Genomic DNA, 1,814 nt, shown 5'->3' with positions numbered 1-1,814 from the left:
CTCAATGGGCGAAAAACCTCTCATACGCCAGCTCCAAACGCTGCAAGAAACCGGGGTCCGGCGCGGTGGATAACCGATGGATCGCCCGGCGGTTCATGTAGTGCCGGGCATGCACCCACGCGCCGAAGGCCGTCTCGATATCCGACTCGGCCATGCTGTCGTGGATGTCGCTGAGAAAGTGCGGGTACAGCGCTTCGATCTCGGCGATTCGGCTGCCGGGGTTGTTCCACAGCCAAAACAACGCCTGGGCCTGCGGGTCGCTGATGAAGATGTCCGGCGCCACTTCGCCGTCGAGTTGGCGCCGCGCTTGCGGCGGGTCGAACTGCGGGCCGGAGCGGGCGTGGCGGTCCATGTAGGCCAACTCGTCGGCCAGTTTCTGGTAGCGGCCAAAGGCTTTGGGGTCCAGCGGCACGCCCAGGCCCCAGCCACGGGTCTTGCGCCCGGCGCTGTGCTGGTGCTGGTCGTACCACATACGCAGCCAGTGGATGAAGATCACCGTGTGGCCGCTGAGTTCTTCTTCGATGGTTGTCGGCAGTAGGCTGATGAACAAAGGCGCTGCCGGCACCGTGCATTGGTACGCCGAGGCCTGCGCGTTGACGATCTGCGGCTTGAAACGCTCGGTGGCCCGGCCCGACTCAAGCACCAGCGAGGGGATTTCCCGGGTGGTGGCCGCCAGTTGCTTAACAGCGGCGCGGTAGTTGCGCTGGAAGGTGGTGATTTCGGGGGGGATGAGGAAGGTTTGGTACAGAATCGGCCTTTCACGCTCTAATGCCGCCAGGCTCGGCATCGGAATTCCCGCCGCGTAGGCGCGGTGATACATCATCTGCAATGGGTACCGCGACACGTTATCCGACACGCTCTCGTCATCCTCATCGGCCCCACCGCCCACATCGACCTGGGCACCGGGAAACAAACGCTCCTGGCGGGGCCCGCGACAGTCCTCGGGGTCGGCGCCGAGCATGCTCAGGGGTTTGTAAAAACGCAGTTCGTGGGCGGCGGCGTAATGCACGCAACGCTCAACCTGGGGCGAGAGGTGCAGTTGCGAAGACACCTGGTTACTCATCGGCATAAACCCCGTCAACAGGTTGTCGTCATAGCGGTTGGTCACGCAATCGAACAAGCCCATGAACCGGATGTGCACGGGAATGCCCTGGTAAGCCCCGCCCTCCATGAGGCCTTCCAGCAGGCGTTGGGCAAAGGCCAGGGCCAGGCCACCGCCCGTGTCGTAGCCGAAAATCGCCACGTTGATCTTATGGATCGGCAGGCGCTGCTGGGCGCTCATCACCGCCAGTTGAAAGTCGCGCCGGGCGGCGTTGAGGCGCACCTCCACGCCGGTATTGAACAGCGCGGCCCCTAGGGAGCCATCACGCACCCAGCCCCAGGACTCGGCCACAGCCCCTGCCGAAACCTTGGCCCCGGCTTGCCCCGCCGACTGGGCGGCGCGCCAGGGGTGGCGCGTCACCTCCTCCCAATAGTCCTGCCACTCGCGGCGCAGGTTGCGCTCGATACGCGCCCATTGTTTACGGGGTTTGGCCACCAGGCGCTTGGCCTGGCGCCCCGCCCTGCCGGCCGCCTCCTTGCCTTGCTCCAAGACCTCTTGCGCCGTCCACATCGCCCGCCGAATCAGGCTACGATCGCGGATCCCCTGGCTGCGGGCCCAGGCATCTTCCACGGCGGCCTTCGTGCGTTCCCGGGCCTTGTCTTGGGCCATCTCAGGGGCTTTATCGTAAATAGCGTCACCGGCTTTATCGGCGATGGCAGCGGCCAATACTCGGGTTTCAGGGTCAAAGTCGGCGCCGAGGCCGGGGTAGTAA

1 protein-coding gene is annotated in these 1,814 nt (G+C 64.8%); it reads right to left on the bottom strand.

Annotated features, from left to right (window positions below):
- Position 1: 1 nt before the first annotated feature.
- On the bottom strand, positions 2–1,814 hold a 1,813-nt coding region (locus AC19YT_RS28135; protein ID WP_500611377.1), incomplete at its 5' end, for a phospholipase effector Tle1 domain-containing protein.

This window comes from Pseudomonas sp. MF08875 (assembly GCF_059862525.1).
The sequence above is the reverse complement of the archived record's forward strand: the minus strand, read 5'-3'. Positions and strand labels throughout refer to the sequence as shown.